Here is a 21,617-nt window from a genome sequence, read left to right on the forward strand (position 1 = left end):
CATTTATTTTTTTTTCATACAACGTCCCCAGACCCTGCGCACAGCGGCGGCTGTTTAATGGTTCCACTTGCGCTTTTTTGTATAATTCGTTTCATTTTGTTCTCCGTACGTTATATTCGCTTCTTTAATTAAATAGTGCGGGCGTTTTTTTGTTTCATAGTAAATCCGGCCGATGTATTCTCCGATGATGCCGAGACTCAAAAGCTGGATGCCCCCTAAAAACAGCACGGCGGAAATAATGGTGAAGTATCCGGGTACGGACACGCCGTGTGTCAGAATATGAACAAAGGTTGTTACAATATAAACCATCGACAGAAGCAATATCAGAATACCGGTGAAAAAGCATACCCTGAGGGGCTTGTTGTTGAAGGAGACGACACCGTCCATTCCGTAGTTGAACAGATTGCTGAATGACCATTTGGACGTGCCGTTCTTCCTTTCGACATTTTCATAAAATACGATTTTCTGGTCAAACCCGATCCAGCAGAACAGCCCTTTCGAGAAACGGTTCCCTTCACTCAGCTTCAAAAGAGCATCAACGGCCTGCCGGCTCAGCAGGCGGAAATCTCCGACCCCGTCACGCAGGTCCACTTCGACGGCTTTGTTGATAAATTTATAATACAGGGAAGAAAGCACGGAACGCACGGGGCTGTCCCCTTTTCGGTTGCGCTGCGCGATGACTTGGTCATACCCTTCTTCATAGCCTTGAATGAAGTCTTTCAGCAGATGGGTCGGATGCTGCAGATCGGCGTCCATCACGATTACCGCTTCGCCCTGCACGTGTTCAAATCCTGCCAGAATGGCCGCTTCTTTCCCGAAGTTGCGGGAAAAAGATATGTATTTGACGCGATGGTTTCTGGCGGCCAGTTCTTTAATCTGCTGAAGGGTGTCATCCGCGCTTCCGTCATTGATGTAGAAAATTTCATAGTCATAATGAATCGTCTGAAATTCTTTTTTTAAAGATTCATGGATGAGCTTGACGTTGTTTCCTTCATTGTAAGACGGAATAATAATTGAGATTAACCTTTGTTTCATGAAGGCACCTTCTTTGTATTATTCTTTTTTTAGGACGGCCTTAAAGGAATTGTCCGCAAAACTTCAGTAAGGCTTTTCCTTTTTTTAATGACGTTTAAACCCTTTTTTTGTTACAGGGAAAGAAATTTTTTTCTGCATATGGTTTATATTTTGTCATGTTTTTCGGCAGATATGAGAAAAAAAAGAAAAAGTCTGTACGCGGGACAGACTTTATTGCTGAAGGTATTCATGAATCAAATGGCTGACGATGCGCGGTTTTTCGTGAATGACCCAATGTGAGGCATCATCTATGAAGATTAAGTCGCCGTTTGGAATCATCCGTTTTGTTTCCTTGGCGAGCTTTTTGCTCAGCGCGCGGTCGTTGACGCCCCATATTAACCGGTACGGAACGGGCATTTTAAGCGGAACGGCAGGGCCTAAACCGCCGGCTCTGATCGCCCGGTACCAGTTCAGCATCGCCGTGAGCGCTCCTTTTCTGCCCCATGCTTCTTTGTAGCTGTCGACATCTTCCCGTGAAAAAAGCGCCGGGCGTTCGGATAAGCCGATCGCGTGATCCAATACGCGGTAATCGTCTTCAGACAATCTCCGTTCCGGCTTTTCCGGAAGCTGAAAGAAAGCGATATAAGAGCTTTTCTTCCACTGCGGCGGGTAGAACGGTGTGACCTTCCGCATAACCGCCGGGTGCGGGATATTGACCGTGATCAATTTTTCAACGTATTGCGGCCGCGTGGATGCCAAATGCCAGGCCACGGCTCCTCCCCAATCATGTCCGATGACGACGGCTTTGTCATTTGTAAAATGAGTGATCAGCCCGATAATGTCGTCTCTGAGCGTATCAATGGTATAGTTTTCAATGCCCTCCGGTTTGTCACTGAGATTATAGCCGCGCTGATCAGGCACGACAACATGGTATCCGGCATCCGCCAGCGGTTTGATCTGACTCTTCCAGCCGTACCAGAATTCCGGAAACCCGTGCAGCAGCACCGCCAAAGGACCGTCTTTCGGACCGGCTGAAGCCGTGTGCAGCGTCACTCCGTTTGTTTCGATCATGTGAAACGTAATGTCATTCATCGATTCTCCTCCCCGTTTGTTTCAATCTTCTTTCTGTTAAGACGATGATCAGTACGCTGATCGCAATCAACAATACGGCCTGAACGATCAGGGCGAACGGCTGAGTCTGCCGGATAAGCAGGCTGCCCGCAAATCCAGCTGCCGCCGAAATAAGGCCGAACAGAATCATGAGGAGCGCACTGAATCGATTGCCTTCTTTCCACTGCGACTCATCCGCCATAGAGCGCTTCGTCCGATATCCGTACAGGCTGTTGATCGACTTCGGCGGAAAAAACGTGACTGAAATGCCGGCCGCAGCCATCAGAAGGCCGCCGATTACCATTATCATATCCGTCACTCTCCTTTTCATCTTTTACGAAAGGAAAGGCGAAAAGTTTCAGAAAAAAAGCAGGCTTATTCGCCCGCCTGAATCTTTACTTTTGAGTTAAGTCGGCCGTTTTCACATAACCTGCTTTCCCGCCGTATGTGACGTACGCCCATTTACGGTCAAACCCTCCGTCATGGCTGAACCCCCAGCCGAGCACATTGACGGTTTCACCCGCTTTAACAGACCCTTTTTTGCCGGTTTCCAAAGTCGGCGTATAAAAATCGGTTTGTTTCGCGGTCACCGCCTTCACCGGCTGCTTCATCAGAAAATGCGTGGAAATATAGGCTTTGTGACCTTTGTAGTCAATTTCAGCCCAATCTGCTCCTTGAAGCCGTTTAACCTTTACGGAATCCTCTGAACGAAGCGTGCCGATAATCCGCCCTTGTTTATTGGGTTCTTTGCGGACATTAAGTTCTCCTGCTTTCACGATATATGTATCTGCTGCGGTGTCTATTTTTGTCTGGTGAACTGCTGCGGCATTCGCTGCCGGATCAAAAAAAACGGTGCCTGCGGCTAAAAATAAGCAAAGTCCTGCGGCCGGAATAAATGCGGTTAACCCCTTTTTCATGTTCATTGTGGTTCCTCCCCGCTATTTTATAAGTTATTACACATTTCCACATTCCGCCGGTCGTCAAACATGATTTTCCCATTTCTTTTATAAAAAGAAAAAACCGCCGGACGGTATCCGGCGGGCGCACTGCTATATTAATGCAGGAGACCCCTGCTTTGATCCAAATAATGAGAAACGTCTTCCCGAACGCTCTGGAACATATGGAGCTTGCTGCCGTATGATTCGATCCATTCCTTGACGACGCGTTCCGTCATTTGCTCTCCTTGATACGGGCGACCGGCTTTTGCGTAAGTCGCTTCGAAATCTCCCCATAAAAGCTCAACCCAAGTTCGCGCTTGCAAATAGCTGAGCATGTCATTTTTCTCAAGCAGCAAATTCGTCAGTTTGTCGATATATGTATTCATGTCTCTGTCTCCTTTCCTTGGGAAAACCTGCTGCTTTTACGCAGCTCGTCACAGGCATATACTAACTTTACGTCTTCAGTCCAGAAGGCGCAACCTTTTGATATTGGCCGAGGGGGAAAACAAATGGTCCGGAACAAGGCAAAAGGATTTCCTAATCAGAACAATAATAAGTTTGAAGGCGAACCGCGGGCAAAGGATGACTACGCTTCTAAACGGGCGGACGGTTCAATTAATTCGCACCCGCAAGAGCGCATGAGAGCTTCAGGCAGACGATAACACACACCGTAAGAGACCGGGAATGACCCGGTCTTTTTTTTTTGCGAAAAAAAACATCCTCTTGCGGTCATAACGCTAAATAAATTCCATAATATGTTAAATGTTAAAACGAAAGCCGGTAGACAAAAAAGGAGGGGGTTTTATAAAATGAAGACAGTTTCAAAACGATTGCTGAGCCTTACCGCATTCTTACTGTCAGTTTCATTATTTGCTGTTTCAGCTGAAGCAGCGGGCAGCCCGCAGACATCTGTATCAAACAGCGGTGAGGAGTTTGACGCAAATCAGAATCAGCCTGTACAAACAACACAGACATCCCCCGCTTATGAAGGAACGGGCCTCACCAAAAGACAGCTTGCACAAAACAGCAAAGCTGACATCAAGTCATTAAAGCCTTCCAGTATTATTGGGACAGACGAACGAATCAGAATTTCTCCCACAACATCATTTCCATATCGCGCGACAGCACAGCTGACCGTTACATACAGCGGCAGCACAAGCACCTACGGATGCACCGGTTTTTTTGTCAATGCCGACACGATCGTTACGGCGGGACATTGCGTGTATGATCAGAAAAACGGCTGGGCATCGAAAATTACGGCAGCTCCCGGCCGCAACGGGTCATCGTACCCGTACGGCTCTTATTCAGGCAAGACATTCTACAGTGTCAAAGGGTGGACAGAAAACGGTGACACAAACTACGACTACGGCGCAATCAAAGTAAACGGGTCGCCCGGGAATACTGTCGGCTGGTACGGCTACCGGACGACCAACAGTTCCAGTCCGGCCGGGCTTTCCTCAACCGTGACAGGATATCCGTGCGACAAAGTGTCCGGTTCCATGTGGTCGGACAGCAAGCCGATACGTTCTGCCGAGACATATAAACTCACTTACACGACAGATACGTTCGGCTGCCAGAGCGGATCGCCCGTTTACCGCAATTACAGCGACACCGGCCAGACCGCCATTGCCATTCATACAAACGGCGGGTCGTCTTACAATCTGGGAACAAGGGTGACAAACAGTGTATTCGACAACATTCAATATTGGTCAAATCAATAAAGCTTTTGTTATCTTTCTCGCGGCGGCCGTTTTATGCGGATGCGGCAAAGCGGATGATTCCGCCGCCAAAAAGGCAATGCCCGTTACACTCCATGTTGAGCATGCAGACGGTTCACCGGCGGCCGGTGTGACGGTTACCGTGATGAAAGCGGCGGAGTCAGATCATCAGCCGAATATAGACCGCGGAGAGATAATAGGCAAGACTGATCACCACGGCGATATTGCATGGAAAAGCGGCGCGAAAGGAACCTATGCCGTCGTTTTTGAAAAAGACGGAGTACCGGAAACCCGGAATATTTCCTTAGCTGAGAGTGATAAACATACGGTGATCAGCATTACATTGAAACACTGAAAAAAGCTTGCAGGCGGAATATCCCCTGCAAGCTTTTTGTTATCCTTTATGCACTTGGTATTCATAAACATCTTTCTTCTCAGACAGATGAGCGAACGTGGAAAGCACAAGGCCGAGAGCCGTCATCAGCGCACCGCCGGCAAACAGCCATGAGTAAGATCCCGTTCCCCCGAGAATCAATCCGCCGATCCAGGCGCCGAGCGCGTTTGCCAGGTTAAAGGCGGAAACGCTCACCGCAGCGGCTATTGTCGTGCCGTTTTCAGAGGAAGAAATAACCTTGGTCTGCAAAAGCGGCGGCGTGCCGAACGCACAGGCGCCGAACAAAAATGTCGCTGAAACGGCGGCGGCGGGAAAGACAGCGATATAAGGGAAAATCGCCAAGACGCCGATCAAGCCGATCATCACACCGATCATCGTGCGCGTCAGCAGTTTGAGCGGCACTTTCCCCGCGAAGAAATTCCCCGCCACTCCGCCGAGACCGTAAGCAAATAATGCGCCTGTAATGCCGACTGTGCCGAACCCCGCTGAATCTCTTAAAATCGGCTCAATAAACGTGTAAGCGATAAATACGCCTGAGTAGCCGAGAATGGTGATCGCAAAGGAAAAAATCACTTGTTTATGCTTAAAGACACTCCATTCATTCATCAGCATCGGAATCACTTTCGGTTTTCGGTTCGGTACGACCAGCATCAGTCCGATCAGCCCGATCAAGCCTAAAACGGAAATAATGAAAAAGACGGCCCGCCAGTTAAGGGCATCCCCTAAATAAGAGCCGAACGGAACGCCGAGCATCAGCGCCACGGTTAATCCGCCGTTCATGGAAGCCGCGGCGGCGGATCGTTTTTCAGGCGGCACCATTTCACTCGCAAACACCATGGCGATCGCAAAAAAAGCTCCGTGAATGGATGCGGATAAAATTCTGGAAATCGCCAGCACGGCGAAGTTCGGCGCAAAGACGCTCATCAGGTTGGCAAGGACGAAGATGCCCATCAACCCTAGCAGCACCGGCTTTCTCGGCAGCTTAACCGCGATAATGGTTACGATCGGGCCCGTCAGGCAGACGCTTGCCGCGTACGCCGTAACAAGCATGCCCGCTGAAGATACATGTATATGAAAGTCATCGGCAATCGACGTCAGAATACCCATGACAGCATATTCCGTATACCCGATGGAAAATGTGCAAATCATTAAAACAAAAATCATTAATTTCACAGATGGCTGTTTCATTTTGATATTCAACGCAAATCGCCTCCTTTTTATTAAAAAACAACGAATTCCATCTTAAAAGATATCAAAAATGAATTCAATCATTTTTTACTGAAAGGTTGAAACGAATGTGCCCGAAAAGAAAAAGAGGCCGGAACCGGCCTCTTTTGTTATTATTTTTCTTTTAAAACGGAAATCGGCAGTGCTTCTTCCCCGTCAGACGGGGAAGATCTGTGTCCCCAGGCGAATACGCCGTTGATGTAATCAATGCGGAAAGTGTCATCAGAACCTTCTATCTGATACACCCCGCCGGGCCGAAAGTCTTCCGGGTTCAGCATGTAAGCTTTGGCCATCGTCATTTTCCGTTCAAGCACGGCCAGTTCATTTACAATGCCCATCTGTTCCGCTTTTCGCGCTTTTTCCGTCAGTCCCGCAATTTCTGTCTGTAGTTCATGAGGCGTCATTTGACTGTATCGTTTGTCCATTTCAGTTTACTCCTCTTCCTGCAAGAATTGATCAATATCGTCAATCGAGAATCCTTTTCTGAATAAGTACTGTTTGACCTTCATTCCGCTTTCATAGCTGCCGTCATAGCGGTATTTCCTGATCGCTTTTTCCGCATGAGCCTTCAGAGCTTCCATCTCGGCTTCATCATCATTTTCATACTCCGTCTGCTCCAGAGCGGCATTGATGACGTCGAAAGGGAAACCTTTTCGCTGAAGCTGCATCTGCGCCCGCTGTCTGATCTCTTTTGTGGACAGCTTTTTGTCTTTTTTGAGGATTTTGCCGATATGTTTCAGCGCTTCTTGTATCTGCTCATCAAATGTAAACGCGCTGAGCGTCTCCTTGATGGTATCGTCGTCTATTCCTTTCGCTTTCAGCTCGCGGAATAGGACGTCAGGACCTTTGCCGTTTGTTTTTTTGTGGGTGCTCGCATAGGCTTCGGCAAATTCTTTGTCATTTAAGTAGCGGTAATCGTACAGTTTATGGATGACTTCAGAAATAACCATGTCCGGTGTTTCTTTTTTCTTCAGGTGATCCCGGACTTCTTTTTCAGAGCGCATCCGGTATGATAAAAATTCTACGGCGCGGTTAAAGGCTTTTTTCACGTCATCGCCGTGCTGGATCTCAAGAATGTCAAGCTCGTCCAGTTCTATCCCTTTTTTCAGGTCAAAACGCACAAGTACGTCGGCGTCGACGCTGAATGCATATTTCTCATCAAGAAAGATGTTGAAGCGCTCGGTATTTTTCTTTTGGGTCGATATTTTTGTAATAAACGGCATCCCGGTCTCCTTTCCCGCCCCGATGTTCAGGCGTTTTTCTTTTTGGCAAATGAGGTACAGTATATGTATCAACGTGTAAGGAGAGATGGATATGAATATCGCGATGACAGGCGGCACTGGTTTTCTGGGCCGGCATCTGACAGGTGTGCTTACCCGCCGGGGACATCATGTCTATATTTTATCAAGAAAACAGAGAGAAACCGAACAAAAAAATGTGACATATGTTCAATGGCTGGCCGAAAACGCGGCGCCTGAGCGCGAGCTTCCCCCCTATTGATGTATGGGTGAACCTCGCAGGCAAATCCATCTTTGACCGCTGGACGGACACAACGAAAGAACAAATCATTTCAAGCAGAATAGAAGCGACGAGAGAAGTCAGACGGATTATGAAGCAGCAGCCGAAAAAACCCCGGGCTTTAATTCAGGCAAGCGCCGTCGGCATTTACGGCACCAGCACAGAGAAAACGTTCACTGAGCAGTCCGATACGTCAAATGAAGACTTTCTCAGTCATACGGCTCATATGTGGGAGCGTGAAGGCCAGAAAATTGAAGCGCTCGGCATTCGGACGGTATATGCCAGATTCGGGGTGATGCTCGGTGAAAAAGGCGCCCTGCCGCTCATGGTTCTTCCTTATAAGCTGTTAGCCGGAGGCACCGTCGGCTCTGGACGGCAGTGGCTGTCATGGGTTCATGTCGATGACGCCGCGGAACTTATTGCTTTTGCGGCGGAGCATGATGACTTGTCCGGTCCCATGAATGTGACATCGCCGAACCCCGTAGAAATGAAGCAATTCGGAAAGACGATCGCAAGCGTCCTGCACCGCCCCCATTGGATTCCCGTACCGGAATTTTTTCTGGAGAAGGCCTTGGGAGAAATGAGCCTGCTGATCGTAAAAGGCCAGCGCGCCCTGCCTAAGCAGGCGCTGACATCCGGTTTTCAATTTACGTATGAAGAACTTGAGTTGGCTTTAAAGGATCTCTTATCTGCATAAAAACGGAAATAAAAGCCAATCCTATTGGTATTCTGTTTTGAAGGAGGGTCTTCTTTTATGGAAAAGAAGCGCGAAAAACATCAGCAGGGAGCCAATCTGAAAAAAATGCAGGAAGTCCTTTATTCCGGTGAATTCAAAAAAGCGGAAAGAGCAGCCAAACGGAAATAAACTGAATAAAGATCGGGACCGGGCAGATACTATGTTTGTTTGATATCACTTTTTTCAGGGGGCGATTGATATGGGCAGAAATCATACTCACAAAAACCGTGATAAAAACAAACAAAAACTTCCTCAAGTTCCGGATGCTTTGAAACGCGAAACAGACGGCACGTACGAGGAATATTCAAGCGAGCTTGCTGATTCCGCTGACCGCGAAGCGCAGGCGCGGATGAAAGCCGCTGACAACAGAGCTAAAAGCAAAACCCGCTAATACGAAATCCCCGCCTCTGTATGGAGACGGGGATTTTTTTACAACTCGGTAAACAGGCTCTTTGCCGGCGTCCGTTCTTTCGCCTTAGGCTGTTCATCCGGATAGCCCGTTTGAATGATGGCGGCGAAGCGCTCATTGTCTGCAAGGCCGAAGTCTTGGTGAACCTGTTTGTCATACATGATGCGGCCGCTTTTCCAGACCATGCCGATGCCGTTTTCATGTGCGAGAAGCTGAAGGTTTTGAATCATGCCGCTCAGCGCCGCGAAATCATCGTTTCTCGTAAATTCATTTTCATCTTCTTTTAAGACGACCAGCAAAAATCCCGGAACGGCGCTGAGGTTTTTTCTCATGTTCCGCTCTTTTTCCTCGTTGAAATCATCTTTTATTTTTTTGAAAAATGAGACGTAGCTGTCCGCAAGCTTTGCTTTTCCCGCTTCGCTTGCTGCGTAGATAAAACGCCATGGCTCCGTCAGTCTGTGGTTCGGCGCGTAAACGGCCGTTTCAAGCATATCTAATATGACTTCAGAAGGTACGGTTTCCGGTTTAAACGACCGGATGGATCTTCTGTTTCTGATTGTATGTGTAAGACTTTCGTTTTGCTGTAATTGTTCGGTTTTCGGCATGCGGATTCACCTTCCTATTCAATTGAAAATGATTATCATTTATAATATAACGGATACGACCGTCTTTTGTAAACCGTTACGGAAGCTGAAAATTGATTGATTCGGCATACACGGCCGTTCCCGTCATCTCGATGTTCATCTTTTCGTTATCTTCTGTAATCCTGATTTCCACTTTTCCGTCTTTCCCGATTTCCTGGCCTTGTTCGATCGTGAGGCATTCGGCTTCAGAGCCTCCGTATTGCCGCATATAGGCTGCCATGACGCCTGAAGCGGTTCCCGTGACGGGATCTTCGGTCGTTCCGGAGAAAGGGGAAGAAAAATGGCGTCCGTGCAGATCAATTTCCGGATGAACGGTTTCCAGAGAAAACGGATGAACGCTCGCTTTCGGAAGATCGCGCAAAACAGCGGGGAATTGTGCGTTGTCCGGCACCATATTCCGTGATGCTTGAAGTGATCTCAGCGGAACAATCAGTGTCCAGATCCCCGTTGATCCGTAAACAATCGGCAGCTCGCTGTGAAAATCCTCAGCCGTAATCCCGAGCGAGGCCGCAAGCTTTTCTTTGTCTCCCGTAAACGGCAGAAATTGCGGGGGTGCCTGTTTGAGCGTGATGTATACCCGGCCGTTTCGTTCAGCGGCTTTTGCGGGAAGAATACCGGCTTTTGTCTCAATTTGATATGTCTGATCAGCCTGAAGCCTTCCCTTTTCAATTAATGCGTAAAGAGAGGCGACGGTAGCATGTCCGCATAAATTCATTTCGTGGCCGGGTGTAAAATAGCGGATGCGCAGATCGGCTTCTCCGCTTTTGCAGAGAAATGAGGTTTCATTGTACCCTGCCATTTCGGCGATCATCTGCATCTCTTCATCTGAATAATCATCTCCGTTAAAGACGATTCCCGCGGGATTTCCCAAATCAGGAATATCGGTAAACGCTTCATATTTAAACACGGTTGCCTGTTTCATTCATCAGCCTTCCTTTCACCTTATGATCATGTTATTCAGTATAACAGAGTAAAATTAGAATTTTTAGTTAATTCTTCAAAAAAAGACGCCTTTTAACGGCGTCTTTTTTTGGTTTTTCCGATCAGGCGGGTGACGAGAATCATCGTGACGGACAGCGATCTGTTTTTGCGGTACGCCAAGTATTTCCCGCGCCACTCCGGTTTGTATTTTTCTTTAAAGGCCCGCAGCCCGCTGAAGCTGTACATATACCGGACGTTGTTGAAAATGACGGCCGCGATTCTTTCCGACCAGAAAGATGTAAAAGCCGTTCCTACGTTTGACAAAGGCGCCATGCCCATATTAAAGGTGGTATAGCCTTTTTCCTGCGCCCAGAGAAACAGACGGATGAAAAGCGCGTCCATAATACCGTTCGGCGCGCTTTTCCGATAACGCATCAAGTCGACTGATATCTCGCCTTCCTGATACATCGGCATCAGGTTGGCAAAAGCGATGATCTCCCCTTCCGCGTCTTTCACGTAAGCAATCGGCGCCTGTTCCAGATAATCCCGGTCGAAGAAACCGAGAGAAAAACCTTTCTCTTTTTTCGGTCCGAGCCATTCGTCCGATATGTCTTTCAGCTTGGCGATAAACTCGGAGGAAAACGGCGGTTCCCCGACATGAAATGTGTAGCCTTCGCGGTCAAATTTGTTGTTAATCGCCCGCAGCCCCGCCTTTTTCTTACCTGACAGCGTAAATGCTTCCATATCCACGAACGCCTCTTCTCCGAGCTTGAAGAAGTTATAGCCGAAGTCATGGTACAGCGCCAGATCTTCACGTTCGATCTGATAAAACATGACACTCAGCCCCTGCTTATGCGCTTCATTCAGAAATTCCTCAATCACAAGCGGAAAAGAGTCTCTCTGTCCTGACGGATCACCAAGCACGACAAGCCTTCTGGAAATCTGGCCGAACAATAAAAGCGCTTTGCCGTCGCTTGAGAAATAAAACCGCTTATCCCCGAGAAAGCCGAGATGGCTGAGGGCGTTTCCGCCTTCTTCCGCCAAAAAGGACTTCAGCCGTTCAGGATCGGCCTTTTCTCCGATCGGCTCCGATCTTTTATGATAAAAGACCGTAAACAAAAGGAAAAACAGCGGCACAACAATAATGGCCGTCATCGTGGCATATGTAATGTGCGAATTGTTATGAACGAAATAATCGTGGCGCAGCAGCCGATTCATTTTATCCCAAATAAAGCCGGCAATGAGATTGTAGTTAAACAAGGCGATAATAAACAGAGCGGCGGCAAAAATCATCTGGCCGAGCGTATACGAGGCCTGCTCTCTGATAAACTGCCGCTTTAACAGCACCAGCAATACGATGACGACAGGCAGAATAAAGATCGCGCTGATGTTCAATCCTTTTAAGAAACTGAACACAAAACCGCCGACCAGCGCGGCAACCGCCATTGAATAAGAACGTTTCGTCCGTTTGTATAATTCAATCGGCAAGATTAAAAGAATCAAAGCCGCGCTTAACGATAACGCGTTAAACGCAAGGAGCGCCGGGCGCGGAATATGCGGGATGACCGTCTCCCTGTCAATCGGCAGGGCGACGGATGCCAGCACAACGACTCCCGCCATGAAAACCAAAAGCGACAGCGAACCGTAAAGCACTCTGATTAAGATGGCGCGCTGGAATACGAGAAGCACGTTCGTCGTTTCCACGGCGGGCGCCATCTTCGGATTTGATTCCAGCCGTTTAAGCGTATTTTCCGTTAAATCGCCGGCCGCAAAGAACAGCCCGAACACAAACGGAATAAATGAATACACAATCCGGTAGATAACGATGGATGTCACAACCGCCTCCTGCGGAAAGCCCATATTCTGCATGCCGAGCAGAAACAGAAGGTCAAACGAACCGAATCCTCCCGGCACAAGGCTGATGATTCCCCCGATAGCAGCAATGGCAAATACACCGAATACATGGCGGACATCCGCGTGAATCCCCATGACATACAGGGAATAATACATGACGACGGCCGCCGCAAACCATTCGGCAAACGATGCCCCGATGTAAGAAAAAACCGGATGCCTCGGTTTTGCTTCACCGTCTTCTGCGCCAGCTTTTTTATTGTTGATCCAAGCGGCGATTAAGGCTGCCGGCACAATAAGCGCCACTCCGGCGATAACAGCCCACAGCCACGGTTTCTCACCTGTAATCTCTCCGACCGGCAGAATGCGGGCAATGGTCAGGATACTGAAGACGGACAGCCCGAGCAGCGCTGAGGACGTAAGCCAGGCGATGCCTGCGACGAGGCGTTTTACGTCATTCGTATGCTCTTTGTAAAGCATCGTCCGCAGCCCGACGCCCGCCAGACCGCCGAATCCAAGGACATTGTTAAAGGAATTGGCGATAAAGGAGACCCTGAATACTTTCCAATTCGGAATGTCGAGGCGAAGCGTCCGTTTCAGCACAAAGTCATAAAAGGACATCGCGCTGACGGCAAGGAGACCGAGCAGAACGAGAATAAATAAATCGTAACGCTCAATCCCGTTAATAATGTACAGCGTTCGTTTAAAAGAAAGGTCTGTCAATTCCTTTTTGGACTGATAAATGACTAAAAGCAAAACTGCAATAGGAAATAATACTTTTAATATCGATAAGGCATTCTTTTTAGTCAGCAATGTTCTCTCCAATCATCATAAAATAGCTTATTTATTATAATTCCCCCAATAATCTCCAACATATTATACACTACCACCTCACATTCAAACAAAACTCGTCTGCAACTTTCTTTCTCTGATTAAAATCAGTAATATGGTATGCAGGAGTATGAATGAGGAAGTGAGACGATGGATTATAATCTGCATGATACAACGGTATTAGGCGGCGATATTTTTTCTCCTGAGGAACGGGATATTTGGGTGCTGTACATGAAAGTGATGACATCGGCGGGACTCGGCGATGTGTCGGAGTGGATGAAACTGGATATGAGCATGCCGCAAATGAAGGTGCTGATGCTTCTGAACAACCACGGAACTCTTAAGGTGAGTGACATAGCAGAGAAAATGGGCGCTTCCCTTTCAAATACGACGGGGCTGCTTGACCGTTTAGAAAAATCATGTTTCATTACACGCGCTCCGTCAGAAGAAGACCGCCGTTCAGTCGTCGTTCAATTAACAGAAAACGCAAAAGATATATTCCGCAGCCTTTATCAAAAAGGACATGTGAAATTGAAGCGTTCATTGGAAACGCTGACCGCTGAAGAAAAACAAACGGTCAATCAAGGGCTTGCCATTTTGGCAAGAGCGCTTGATTCTTCCAAACAGGCATAGAGATGATAAAGGCCTGCCGGTATCGGCGGCCTTTTTTTGTTTGACATTTAATTCACTCTAAGTGAATAATATATTCGAAGTGAATTAAAACGGAAGGATTGATCAGTATGCCGGATCCATTGCAAACAGAAAAAAACCAGAGCCGGGCCATCACTCTTTTTACGATCGGTGTGTTCATGGCGGCGCTGGACAACGGAATTATTTCCGCTGCTCTGACGACGATTAACAGCTCTTTTGATGTTTCTCCTTCATGGGGATCGTGGGGAGTGACCCTTTACACATTGGGACTCAGTGTCAGTGTGCCGATTGTCGGCAAGCTGTCGGACCGATACGGGCGGAAAAAACTGTTTATGATGGAAGTCGGCCTGTTCGGACTCGGCTCTTTGCTTGTCGCACTCAGTCAGAGCTTCCCGATGTTTTTGGCGGCACGGCTCATTCAGGCGCTTGGCGGCGGCGGAATTTTTATAATCGGGAGTTCGCATGTGCTGGCCGTGCTTCCGAAGGAGAAACAGGGGAAAGCTCTCGGGCTTTTAGGGGCGATGAACGGTATGGCGGCCGTCCTCGGACCGAATATCGGGAGCTTTTTGCTTGATGTAACCGGGTCGTGGCATTGGCTGTTCTTGATTAACCTGCCGATTGCCGCCGCTTTGGTTGTGTGCGGCGGTTTGTTTATCGCTGAAACGAAAGAGCCTGAGGCGAAACGGCTTGATCTCGCCGGGACAATGCTGCTGTCTCTTGCGATCTTATCTTGTATGATCGGTATCACGAATCTCAATGGGGCGAAGCTGTCAGAAAGCATAATGGACGTAAAGGTGTACGGCTATCTTTTGGGAGCGGCACTTCTCTTTCTGGTGCTGCTTAAGGTCGAAAAGCGGGTTGAAAACCGGGGGGGCGATCCGATTCTCGCCTACTCGCTGCTGCAAAATAAAGTGTTTCAATGGACGCTCGTCATCGGATTTTTATCGGGAGGGCTGCTCGCTGCGGTCATTTTTATTCCTTCTTATGCGGAGCAATATTTGCACGTATCGGCGGAGAAAGCGGGTTATTGGATGACGCCGCTTGCGTTGGCGTCAGGCATCGGAGCGTGGCTCGGCGGGGCGGTCACGGATAAAAAAGGGCCGGTCTTCTCCGCGGCTGTATCAGGCGCCATCGCCTTTGCCGGATTCAGCCTGTTTCCGTTATGGGTGACGGATAAATGGGAATTTGTCACGGCGAGTGTCATTGCGGGGATCGGTTTCGGATTTCTGCTCGGGGCTCCGCTGAATGTGCTTGTATCAGAAACGGCGGGCCAAAACAAAGGAACAGCGCTCGGCACGCTGTCACTCGTAAGGCAGGTCGGGCTGACGCTCGCTCCGGCTTTATATGCCGGCTTCATTACAGCGGGCTTTGACCGGATCGGAGAGGACATTAAAAACCGCTTAATGAAAAGCGGCATTCCCGCTGATCAGGCGCAAACGCCCGATATTGGCGGCGAACTTTCTTCGTTGCAGGAGCAGGTAAGCCGAATCCCCGTTCCCGCCGTCAAAAAAGCGGTTTCTGATGCGATTGAAGCGGGCATTTCCAGCGGCTACCACCATCTTTATACGGCAGCCGCCGTCATTTCATTATGCACGATCGTGTCTGCGGCTGTTTTGGCGTTTTTCCGGAAGCCGGCATCCTCTAAGACAGATGCCAGCCCATCCGCCGGGAAAGCTCAGTAATATGGGCGATGTGTTGTTCAGAGTGCCAGACATATAGCCCGAGCGCCTGTTCCAGCGTAACCGTCTCTTTAGATACAGGATGGAAGTACGTCCGTTTGAATTGGGCTTCCGTCATGGAGTGCAAAAGAGCGGCCCATCTTCTGTGCAGGATTGTTAACAGCTCAAGCGCATCCCCGCAAGCGGCGGTTTTGGAATCATGAAGATCGGCCCAGCCTTTTTCATCATAAGGACGGATTTCCGGTTCATTCTCCGTTAAGCTCAATTTAAACCGGGTATAGCCGTTCATGTGGCTGTCCGCCAGATGGTGAACCACTTGGCGGACAGTCCATCCCCCTTCGCGGTACGGCGTATCAAGCTGACTGTCCGACATCGCTCTGACAGCTTGTTTCAGTTTGGCCGGAGCGTGTTCCAGCGCATTGATCCATTCTTGTTTCTGTCCGGACGAAATCGATTCAGCCGGCTGATATTCTCCAATCGGATAGCTGAGGGTTTGTTTTTCCATTTTTGTCTCTCTCCCGCTGATCGTATTATGAAAGTATGATGGTGATGTCGCAGCCTTCCGCTTTCGCTTCACGAAAGACCTGAAGCACACTCTCGGCGCCATTTTCTGTAAGCTCCTTGCTTTGTTCAAACTGTCTCCATTCTAAAACGAGGGGATATTCCACCCAGCCGGTCAGACAATCCCATAAAGCGTCAAGGTTTTCACCGTAGTATTCAGGAAGGGCAAGTTCCTTTTTCAATGTCTGGTGCAGGTCGCTCATACTTCTGATTTGCTCCCCGTTAATAACTGCTTTATTCATGCGCGGCTCCTTTCTCTTGATTCTATTCTATCAGTTTACCATTTTCCTCTTCAGAAGTGACCGGAGTCTGCCGCGGTTCCAGCTGGACGATGCCTTGCCCGCCGTCAACGGCCACCCTGTCCCCTGTTTTCAGTTTTGACGTTGCATTTCCGCACCCGACAACGGCAGGAATCCCCAGTTCCCGGGCGACGATCGCCGCGTGGGACAAAGGGGCGCCGACGTCCGTTATGATAGCAGCCGCTCTTGGAAAAAGCGGGGTCCAGCCTACATTGGTTGTCGACGTCACTAAAATTTCCCCCGCCGCAAAAGAATCACCGTCTTCCGGAGCATCAAGGACACGGACAATGCCCTCCACTCTCCCGGCCGCTCCCGCGAAACCTTTTAAAGTATGCGCATCATCCGTTTCCGCAGGCATAAAAGCATCGTAATAATCCGCTCTTTTGTCAGGATCCTCAGCCCATTTAAACGGATTGAATCTTCCGTTAATAACGGATGGGAACGGCGGCAGTTTTTTATAGGTTTCATAGTTTTGCTTTCTCGCTTGAATCGATGCAACCGCCGGCTCTTTCCCCGCGAGCAGATCGGTTATTTCATGCAGATACAGGAAGAAAATATCGTTCTTCATGCCGGTCATTTCCGCCGCTCTGAGCGCGAATGCTCTGGCTGTCCGGTACACCCTGACAAATTCGGATCTGGTTGTTTCTCTCATATTCGCGTATTCTGACGCTTTTTCCATTTTGGCTTTGAGCCATTTGACCTTATGAGGAAACTTTTTTTCAAATCTTCGGAAGGCCTGTTCATGCGCCCGCTGCTGTTTCAAAAGCAGTTGTTCGGCATCAATACCCGACTCCTTGTGTTCTTTGATCTGCTTCGTCAGCCAATCCCGGTTTTCTCCCGGATGCGGTATGGAAAGTTCGTATTCATGCGGACCACGGTGGCCTTGGTTCCTGAGATATTCTTCCTCGCTCATACGGCCTTTCATGACTTGATCAATGCCGATAATCGGCTCCAGGCTGGCCAGTCCGCCTTTTCCCCTCAGATTGGAAAGCAGGAGATTCGCATCTTCTATGCCTGCGAGTTTTGTTAATTGAGAGGTTAACGACGAAGAGGATTGCGCAGAATCACGCCCGCCGGATATTAACGCAAACCACGCGTTGCATAAATACGGATAGATCTCATTGTTCCATATCGCTAATAATGCCCGCTCCGTTTCGGCGCGTTTCAGCTTTTCCTCAATATTCCGGCACCACTCCGGCGATTCGTCCAAGTAGGAGGACATGTTTTTTTTCGCTTGCTTCATTTTCGACAGATACGGTTTCAGTTTTTTCGGGATGATCTTCAAAAGTTCATACTTTGAGAACGGATATAAAGGAATCTTCATTTCCGCCGGGATTTCTCCCAATGTATCGCTCATCATTTTTCCAATTTTTCCGCCTTTCGGATTCAGACCGAAAGCGGCGAGAACGGAAAGAGGCTGGCTCATATTGTTATAGGCTCTGCCGCAAATATTGCCGGACCAGACATAATAGCCCGGAATGATGCCCGACTCTTCATCCAGATTCCGGAGGAGCGACCATGTCAGCGGCGTCATCACATCGGGAATCGCTTCTCCTATATTTGTGTTTGTCCATAAAAAATCACCGCTGAAAGAATCGTTCCATTCATAGGTTTCCAGATTTCCGGCTTGTAAGGTCGTAATCGGGCGGGATTGAAGAATATACAATGTCCCGCCCGCGGCGGCCCATTCAATATCCTGCGGCCCTCCAAGATCTTTTTCCAGCTTTTTCGCCAGTTTATAGAGCTTTGACGCATATTTGCGAAATTCCCCGGGGCCGTCATATTTTTTCTTGGGCCGTGCCAGTTTAAAAGAATAGGCATCGGCTTCCCCGGAAACGAGCTGCTCCCCGAGACCGTAGACGTAATTGCCTGTCATCTCCCGCCTGCTCCCCGTAATCGGATCTGCGGTAAACAGCACTCCGGATATCTCAGACGGTATCATCAGCTGGATGACGATTGCGATTTCATGCTCATCTTCCATTCCCTGAACGGCGCTGTACGCTTTTACTCTTTCTGACTGTACCGACCGGCGGACTTCATCAATCGCCCTGGACATGTCTTGATCTGTTTTGACATTCAACACCGTATCGAATTCTCCGGCAAAGGAAGCCTGAGCGGAATCCTCGCTCAGCGCGGATGAGCGTACGGCAAACAACGCAGATGCATGGCGGCTGCGGATGGAATTCACATATTGATCAACAGCCTCTCTCGCCTGATGGCGGAGCTGTCCGTCCTGAAAGGCTGACGGCAAAATCACAAACCCTTCAGGCACAGGATACCCGCTTTGATACATTTTAGAGAGAATGCTTCCTTTTCCTCCCGCAAAGGAATAAAGTTCGGCCGGAAGTTCTCCGAATGTTTTGACACAGTCATTCATAATGTCCCCGCTCCTTTTTAGTCGTTCATCCAAGCTCACAGTTTTTCTCTTTTTCACTTTTTTTGAAAGTATTTCCTACAAGTATACAATATATCGGTCTTCACAAGGGAGAAAATCAATGGCGTTATTTTGTCATAAATGCATCCGTCAAAACAGCCGCAGGCGGGGGCTTTGTTTGCAGGATGTACAACTATCCGTCCTCGTGCCGGATAAAGCGGACCCGTATCAAAAAGGCGGCCGAAGCGCCGCCTTTTTTTCAGACTGTGCGGCCTTGATGCGCCGCCGTATTTCTTTTGGTCTGCTTCGGCTGATACACTTTCCCGACAAACAGGTATCCGTATCTGAAATGGTTGCACCCCCACGATACGAAAATGGGACCGAGCGTGCAGATCAAAAATAAAAGAAGAATGGCAGCCGCTAAAGGCATTGACCGCAAATAGCCTTCCAGAAGATATCCGCTGATTAAAAAGTAGGAGTGCAGCAGATAGATTGAAAACGAATAGTTGCTGATCATCATCACAATCGCGGGCACTTTTTTGAGCTTTGAAAACAGATGAAAACACAGAAAGATCATACTGACCGCGTAAATCATAATATCCGGACGCTTAGAGGAAATGGAGCCGCCGCTGATATATGAAACGGCCACAATCAATATTGCCGATACGGCCGCACTGAAGTAAACCGCATAACGGTACTGATTGATGAGCGATAAAAAACGCGGATATTCCTTTCCGCAATAAAATGCCAGACAGAAATAAAACACCCAGCCCGGAAACGGAACCCAAAAGAACGGAAAAATAGAATCAAGCCCCGATGATGCCGGCGGATGAAAGATCGAAAAGTAAGCCAGATAGACGGCGTTGATGATAAACGAAACAGACAGCACCCATACTGGGGATGTGTTGTTCAGCCAGCGGTGCAGCAGCATATGGAGAATGTAAAATTGAAAGATCACAAGAATGAAGTAGCCGATGAAGTTTCCTAAAAACACATTTTCTAAAAATTTACCGATCACTGAAACGAATCCGGCTCCTTCTTCCGCCACGCTTTTCATTAAAATGGCATCCACCGCGGCAATAAACAGAAACGGCACGAAAATGACTTTGCCCCTTTTCTTTAAAAAACCCGCTGGAACGCCTTTCGGGTATGACCTGGCAAGCAGAAATTCCGAAATAAAGATAAACGCCGGCGTGCTGAACATCAACAGGGTCCGAAACGCATCAACCGTATGGGCGGCACTGGCTAAGGACTCTTCCTGAATCATCAGCACCATTGAAACTGCGTGAAGCAGAACGACACTTAAACAGGACAGGCAGCGAATTACGAAAATTTCTTTTATCTGCATGCGGCCGCTCCTTTTTCACAAGCGCGCCGGACTTTGGCGTATGCTTGGCGCAGCCATTTTTCCCGCAGTTCGGGTGTGCTCGTTCTGACGACAGAAAAAAGGTTCCGCTCGGCTTTTTGAATGCCGCAAAATTGCAGAATGCCTTTTTTCAGCGTAATCCAGTCCGAGTTTTTCCGGAACCACTTTAAGTACCAGCCCGGGGAGTCCGCCGTATAAAAGACCTGTGCCGTCTCTGCCCGGAGCAGTCCTTTTACGCGGCCGTTTTCATATGTGTAGGCTTCTCCGGCGACAAGCACTCTGTCAAAAAAGCCTTTCATAATCGCCGGAACGCCTCCCCACCACAGCGGGTAGATGAAAATGAGATGATCCGCTTCTTTCATCAGTTTCCGGTATTTCTTCGTTTCAGTGTCCCGGTTCATGTCAGAGCGCTTTTTTTCGCCGCCGTACTTCAGCACGGGATCAAATTGATCGGCGTATAAATCAATGACCGTATAGCTTTGGCCGCTGTCCTTTAAAGCCATGGCGACGTATTTTACGAGAGCCGCATTGAAACTGTTCTCATCCGGGTTTGCATACACAATCACCGTCTTCATATGTCCCTCCCAGTATTTATTAATTTTTACAATGATTATATCATGATGTCATATGAATGAGGCAAAGACACGAGAAAGGCTTTTTCCAGTTCTGCTGCCGTTTCGATAACCCCTTTCTGCATATTTTGCTGATTTTGCCGCCGCGGATTCAATGACAAGCATCCGGCGCTTCTGCGTTTTTAAGCGGCCGTATGGTATACTAGCTGTCAAATGAATGGGCTTGGAGGACAACATGAGAATTTTAAAGTACGCGATTTTAGGGCTTTTGCGAAAAGGCGAATTGAGCGGATATGATATATCGAGCTATTTTAAGGAAGAGCTCGGCCAGTTTTGGAGCGCAAAGCACAGCCAGATTTATCCGGAATTAAAAAAACTGACGGCTGAGGGATTTATTACGTTTCGCACTGCGATTCAAGGAACGAAGCTTGAGAAAAAAATGTACACGCTGACTGACAAGGGAGAGCTGGAGCTTGCTGCCTGGCTGACGAAAAAAGACCCGATTCCGGAAACGGTGAAGGATGAATTTATGCTGAAGGCTTATTTCATCTCAGCTTTGACGCAGGAAGAAGCTGATGAGCTATTCACCGATCAGCTCGTAAAACGGAAGGAGAAATTGTCCGATCTGGAAAACAGTTATCAAGAACTGATGACATCGTCCGCGGAGGCGGATTCATTTTCTTCTCCTGATTTCGGCCATTATCTCGTGCTGACAAAAGCGCTTGAGCGGGAACGGAATTATATTTCCTGGCTTGAAGATATTTTGGCTCTCATCAAAAAAGCATAAACAAAACGGGGCGGCTC

Annotated in this window: 24 protein-coding genes and 1 pseudogene; 9 read left to right on the forward strand and 16 right to left on the reverse strand. The window is 48.4% G+C overall.

Annotated features, from left to right (window positions below):
- Positions 1-54: 54 nt before the first annotated feature.
- The 5 genes from MJQ52_RS07365 to MJQ52_RS07385 all read right to left on the reverse strand — a co-directional run bounded on the left by MJQ52_RS07365 (position 55) and on the right by MJQ52_RS07385 (position 3,448).
- A complete protein-coding gene (locus MJQ52_RS07365) occupies positions 55-1,035 on the reverse strand; it encodes a glycosyltransferase family 2 protein (protein ID WP_003155484.1) in 981 nt (326 codons plus the stop codon).
- A 210-nt stretch (positions 1,036-1,245) separates the two neighbouring features.
- A complete protein-coding gene (locus MJQ52_RS07370) occupies positions 1,246-2,106 on the reverse strand; it encodes an alpha/beta fold hydrolase (RefSeq protein ID WP_070081525.1) in 861 nt (286 codons plus the stop codon).
- A complete protein-coding gene (locus MJQ52_RS07375; RefSeq protein WP_094247136.1) occupies positions 2,099-2,434 on the reverse strand; it encodes an SdpI family protein in 336 nt (111 codons plus the stop codon). The genes MJQ52_RS07370 and MJQ52_RS07375 overlap by 8 nt, the downstream gene beginning before the upstream one ends.
- 85 nt (positions 2,435-2,519) lie before the next feature.
- On the reverse strand, positions 2,520-3,047 hold the full coding sequence (locus MJQ52_RS07380; RefSeq protein ID WP_025854031.1) for an SH3 domain-containing protein: 528 nt from the start codon (positions 3,045-3,047) through the stop codon (positions 2,520-2,522).
- Between the two features lie 131 nt (positions 3,048-3,178).
- Entirely contained in the window at positions 3,179-3,448 is a 270-nt protein-coding gene (locus MJQ52_RS07385; protein ID WP_003155492.1) for a YfhJ family protein, read from the reverse strand.
- Positions 3,449-3,571: 123 nt separating this feature from the next.
- On the opposite strand from MJQ52_RS07385, the gene MJQ52_RS07390 reads away from it, so the two are divergent.
- The 3 genes from MJQ52_RS07390 (at position 3,572) to MJQ52_RS07400 (ending at position 5,135) form a co-directional block, all read left to right on the forward strand.
- Positions 3,572-3,724, forward strand: a complete 153-nt coding sequence (locus tag MJQ52_RS07390) for a small, acid-soluble spore protein K (RefSeq protein ID WP_003155495.1) — start codon at positions 3,572-3,574, stop codon at positions 3,722-3,724.
- 147 nt (positions 3,725-3,871) lie between these two features.
- Positions 3,872-4,783, forward strand: a complete 912-nt coding sequence (locus MJQ52_RS07395; RefSeq protein ID WP_003155497.1) for a trypsin-like serine peptidase — start codon at positions 3,872-3,874, stop codon at positions 4,781-4,783.
- A complete protein-coding gene (locus MJQ52_RS07400; RefSeq protein ID WP_094247137.1) occupies positions 4,746-5,135 on the forward strand; it encodes a DUF2606 family protein in 390 nt (129 codons plus the stop codon). The genes MJQ52_RS07395 and MJQ52_RS07400 overlap by 38 nt, the downstream gene beginning before the upstream one ends.
- A 39-nt stretch (positions 5,136-5,174) precedes the next feature.
- Here the strand turns inward: MJQ52_RS07400 and MJQ52_RS07405 are convergent, their stop codons facing one another.
- The 3 genes from MJQ52_RS07405 to recX form a co-directional block, all read right to left on the reverse strand.
- Complete coding sequence (locus MJQ52_RS07405) at positions 5,175-6,368, reverse strand: MFS transporter (RefSeq protein WP_025650229.1); 1,194 nt, start codon at positions 6,366-6,368, stop codon at positions 5,175-5,177.
- A 146-nt stretch (positions 6,369-6,514) separates the two neighbouring features.
- Positions 6,515-6,826, reverse strand: coding sequence for a YfhH family protein (locus MJQ52_RS07410; RefSeq protein ID WP_025650230.1), 312 nt, complete (start codon positions 6,824-6,826; stop codon positions 6,515-6,517).
- A 6-nt stretch (positions 6,827-6,832) separates the two neighbouring features.
- On the reverse strand, positions 6,833-7,624 hold the full coding sequence (gene recX / locus MJQ52_RS07415; RefSeq protein ID WP_094247138.1) for a recombination regulator RecX: 792 nt from the start codon (positions 7,622-7,624) through the stop codon (positions 6,833-6,835).
- A gap of 91 nt (positions 7,625-7,715) precedes the next feature.
- Here recX and MJQ52_RS07420 point away from each other — a divergent pair.
- From MJQ52_RS07420 to MJQ52_RS07430, 3 genes and pseudogenes are all read left to right on the forward strand, one after another.
- Positions 7,716-8,616: pseudogene (locus MJQ52_RS07420) on the forward strand (TIGR01777 family oxidoreductase).
- A 57-nt stretch (positions 8,617-8,673) separates the two neighbouring features.
- A complete protein-coding gene (locus tag MJQ52_RS07425; protein ID WP_003155504.1) occupies positions 8,674-8,784 on the forward strand; it encodes a YfhE family protein in 111 nt (36 codons plus the stop codon).
- A 70-nt stretch (positions 8,785-8,854) separates the two neighbouring features.
- The gene (locus tag MJQ52_RS07430; RefSeq protein ID WP_003155508.1) at positions 8,855-9,046 is read left to right on the forward strand and encodes a YfhD family protein; all 192 of its coding nucleotides are present in this window, start codon (positions 8,855-8,857) and stop codon (positions 9,044-9,046) included.
- A gap of 38 nt (positions 9,047-9,084) precedes the next feature.
- Here the strand turns inward: MJQ52_RS07430 and MJQ52_RS07435 are convergent, their stop codons facing one another.
- From MJQ52_RS07435 to mprF, 3 genes are all read right to left on the reverse strand, one after another.
- On the reverse strand, positions 9,085-9,669 hold the full coding sequence (locus MJQ52_RS07435) for a nitroreductase family protein (RefSeq protein WP_094247140.1): 585 nt from the start codon (positions 9,667-9,669) through the stop codon (positions 9,085-9,087).
- A gap of 76 nt (positions 9,670-9,745) precedes the next feature.
- On the reverse strand, positions 9,746-10,630 hold the full coding sequence (locus MJQ52_RS07440; protein ID WP_094247141.1) for a PhzF family phenazine biosynthesis isomerase: 885 nt from the start codon (positions 10,628-10,630) through the stop codon (positions 9,746-9,748).
- Between the two features lie 92 nt (positions 10,631-10,722).
- A complete protein-coding gene (gene mprF / locus MJQ52_RS07445; RefSeq protein WP_070081520.1) occupies positions 10,723-13,293 on the reverse strand; it encodes a bifunctional lysylphosphatidylglycerol flippase/synthetase MprF in 2,571 nt (856 codons plus the stop codon).
- 168 nt (positions 13,294-13,461) lie between these two features.
- Here mprF and MJQ52_RS07450 point away from each other — a divergent pair, with 168 nt between their 5' ends.
- The gene (locus tag MJQ52_RS07450) at positions 13,462-13,944 is read left to right on the forward strand and encodes a MarR family transcriptional regulator (protein WP_003155512.1); all 483 of its coding nucleotides are present in this window, start codon (positions 13,462-13,464) and stop codon (positions 13,942-13,944) included.
- A gap of 107 nt (positions 13,945-14,051) precedes the next feature.
- Entirely contained in the window at positions 14,052-15,644 is a 1,593-nt protein-coding gene (locus MJQ52_RS07455; RefSeq protein WP_094247142.1) for an MFS transporter, read from the forward strand.
- Here the strand turns inward: MJQ52_RS07455 and bstA are convergent.
- The 5 genes from bstA to MJQ52_RS07480 all read right to left on the reverse strand — a co-directional run bounded on the left by bstA (position 15,604) and on the right by MJQ52_RS07480 (position 20,816).
- The gene (gene bstA, locus MJQ52_RS07460) at positions 15,604-16,146 is read right to left on the reverse strand and encodes a bacillithiol transferase BstA (protein ID WP_094247143.1); all 543 of its coding nucleotides are present in this window, start codon (positions 16,144-16,146) and stop codon (positions 15,604-15,606) included. The two genes, MJQ52_RS07455 and bstA, sit on opposite strands and share 41 nt — an antisense overlap.
- A gap of 25 nt (positions 16,147-16,171) precedes the next feature.
- On the reverse strand, positions 16,172-16,444 hold the full coding sequence (locus tag MJQ52_RS07465; RefSeq protein WP_094247144.1) for a ribonuclease inhibitor Barstar: 273 nt from the start codon (positions 16,442-16,444) through the stop codon (positions 16,172-16,174).
- 22 nt (positions 16,445-16,466) lie between these two features.
- Positions 16,467-18,878 carry a PEP/pyruvate-binding domain-containing protein gene (locus MJQ52_RS07470; RefSeq protein ID WP_094247145.1) on the reverse strand — a complete coding sequence of 804 codons (2,412 nt, stop codon included), beginning with the start codon at positions 18,876-18,878 and terminating at the stop codon, positions 16,467-16,469.
- 256 nt (positions 18,879-19,134) lie between these two features.
- Positions 19,135-20,223 carry an acyltransferase family protein gene (locus MJQ52_RS07475; RefSeq protein ID WP_003155518.1) on the reverse strand — a complete coding sequence of 363 codons (1,089 nt, stop codon included), beginning with the start codon at positions 20,221-20,223 and terminating at the stop codon, positions 19,135-19,137.
- The gene (locus MJQ52_RS07480; protein ID WP_070081516.1) at positions 20,214-20,816 is read right to left on the reverse strand and encodes an NAD(P)H-dependent oxidoreductase; all 603 of its coding nucleotides are present in this window, start codon (positions 20,814-20,816) and stop codon (positions 20,214-20,216) included. The genes MJQ52_RS07475 and MJQ52_RS07480 overlap by 10 nt, the downstream gene beginning before the upstream one ends.
- Before the next feature lie 232 nt (positions 20,817-21,048).
- Between MJQ52_RS07480 and MJQ52_RS07485 the strand changes: the two genes are divergently transcribed.
- Positions 21,049-21,600 (forward strand): PadR family transcriptional regulator, encoded by a 552-nt coding sequence (locus MJQ52_RS07485; RefSeq protein ID WP_012117104.1) that lies wholly within the window; start codon positions 21,049-21,051, stop codon positions 21,598-21,600.
- Positions 21,601-21,617: the final 17 nt, after the last annotated feature.

The sequence above is a fragment of the Bacillus sp. jun7 genome (genome assembly GCF_051034795.1).
GTDB classification, from domain to species: Bacteria; Bacillota; Bacilli; order Bacillales; family Bacillaceae; genus Bacillus; species Bacillus velezensis.

Bases quoted from the DNA above. Each gene is read 5' to 3' on its own strand.
- MJQ52_RS07365 (WP_003155484.1), bottom strand. From the start codon at position 1,035: ATGAAACAAAGGTTAATCTCAATTATTATTCCGTCTTACAATGAAGGA.
- MJQ52_RS07370 (WP_070081525.1), bottom strand. From the start codon at position 2,106: ATGAATGACATTACGTTTCACATGATCGAAACAAACGGAGTGACGCTG.
- MJQ52_RS07375 (WP_094247136.1), bottom strand. From the start codon at position 2,434: ATGATAATGGTAATCGGCGGCCTTCTGATGGCTGCGGCCGGCATTTCA.
- MJQ52_RS07380 (WP_025854031.1), bottom strand. From the start codon at position 3,047: ATGAACATGAAAAAGGGGTTAACCGCATTTATTCCGGCCGCAGGACTT.
- MJQ52_RS07385 (WP_003155492.1), bottom strand. From the start codon at position 3,448: ATGAATACATATATCGACAAACTGACGAATTTGCTGCTTGAGAAAAAT.
- MJQ52_RS07390 (WP_003155495.1), top strand. From the start codon at position 3,572: ATGGTCCGGAACAAGGCAAAAGGATTTCCTAATCAGAACAATAATAAG.
- MJQ52_RS07395 (WP_003155497.1), top strand. From the start codon at position 3,872: ATGAAGACAGTTTCAAAACGATTGCTGAGCCTTACCGCATTCTTACTG.
- MJQ52_RS07410 (WP_025650230.1), bottom strand. From the start codon at position 6,826: ATGGACAAACGATACAGTCAAATGACGCCTCATGAACTACAGACAGAA.
- recX (WP_094247138.1), bottom strand. From the start codon at position 7,624: ATGCCGTTTATTACAAAAATATCGACCCAAAAGAAAAATACCGAGCGC.
- MJQ52_RS07425 (WP_003155504.1), top strand. From the start codon at position 8,674: ATGGAAAAGAAGCGCGAAAAACATCAGCAGGGAGCCAATCTGAAAAAA.
- MJQ52_RS07430 (WP_003155508.1), top strand. From the start codon at position 8,855: ATGGGCAGAAATCATACTCACAAAAACCGTGATAAAAACAAACAAAAA.
- MJQ52_RS07435 (WP_094247140.1), bottom strand. From the start codon at position 9,669: ATGCCGAAAACCGAACAATTACAGCAAAACGAAAGTCTTACACATACA.
- MJQ52_RS07440 (WP_094247141.1), bottom strand. From the start codon at position 10,630: ATGAAACAGGCAACCGTGTTTAAATATGAAGCGTTTACCGATATTCCT.
- MJQ52_RS07450 (WP_003155512.1), top strand. From the start codon at position 13,462: ATGGATTATAATCTGCATGATACAACGGTATTAGGCGGCGATATTTTT.
- MJQ52_RS07455 (WP_094247142.1), top strand. From the start codon at position 14,052: ATGCCGGATCCATTGCAAACAGAAAAAAACCAGAGCCGGGCCATCACT.
- bstA (WP_094247143.1), bottom strand. From the start codon at position 16,146: ATGGAAAAACAAACCCTCAGCTATCCGATTGGAGAATATCAGCCGGCT.
- MJQ52_RS07465 (WP_094247144.1), bottom strand. From the start codon at position 16,444: ATGAATAAAGCAGTTATTAACGGGGAGCAAATCAGAAGTATGAGCGAC.
- MJQ52_RS07470 (WP_094247145.1), bottom strand. From the start codon at position 18,878: ATGAATGACTGTGTCAAAACATTCGGAGAACTTCCGGCCGAACTTTAT.
- MJQ52_RS07475 (WP_003155518.1), bottom strand. From the start codon at position 20,223: ATGCAGATAAAAGAAATTTTCGTAATTCGCTGCCTGTCCTGTTTAAGT.
- MJQ52_RS07480 (WP_070081516.1), bottom strand. From the start codon at position 20,816: ATGAAGACGGTGATTGTGTATGCAAACCCGGATGAGAACAGTTTCAAT.
- MJQ52_RS07485 (WP_012117104.1), top strand. From the start codon at position 21,049: ATGAGAATTTTAAAGTACGCGATTTTAGGGCTTTTGCGAAAAGGCGAA.